1 protein-coding gene is annotated in these 252 nt (G+C 59.5%); it reads right to left on the reverse strand.

Going from position 1 to position 252, the window contains the following annotated elements; genetic code table 11:
* The coding region (locus SB847_RS21750) for an efflux RND transporter permease subunit (protein ID WP_410578780.1) at window positions 1-252 on the reverse strand (252 nt) is incomplete at both ends.

Raw genomic sequence — 252 nt, forward strand, 5'->3', positions numbered from 1 at the left:
GGGTTGAACGCACGGACATCAGGAACACGAGGATTACCGCAACGGCGAATCCCAAGCCCAGAAGACCTTCGGTGGTGAGATCTTTGATGGACTTTTCGATGAAGGGAGCCTGGTCGAAGACGGCGGTGAAGGACGCATTGTTGCCCAGTTCGGCCTGCATGGGGGCGATGGCGTCCCGTACCGCGTGGGAGATGGCCACCGTGTCGCCTTCGGGCTTCTTGGTGATCGAGAGGGCCAATGTTGGCTTGCCAT

This window comes from Bacillus sp. SIMBA_026, from assembly GCF_046535335.1.
Classification (GTDB): Bacteria; Bacillota; Bacilli; order Bacillales; family Bacillaceae; genus Bacillus; species Bacillus velezensis.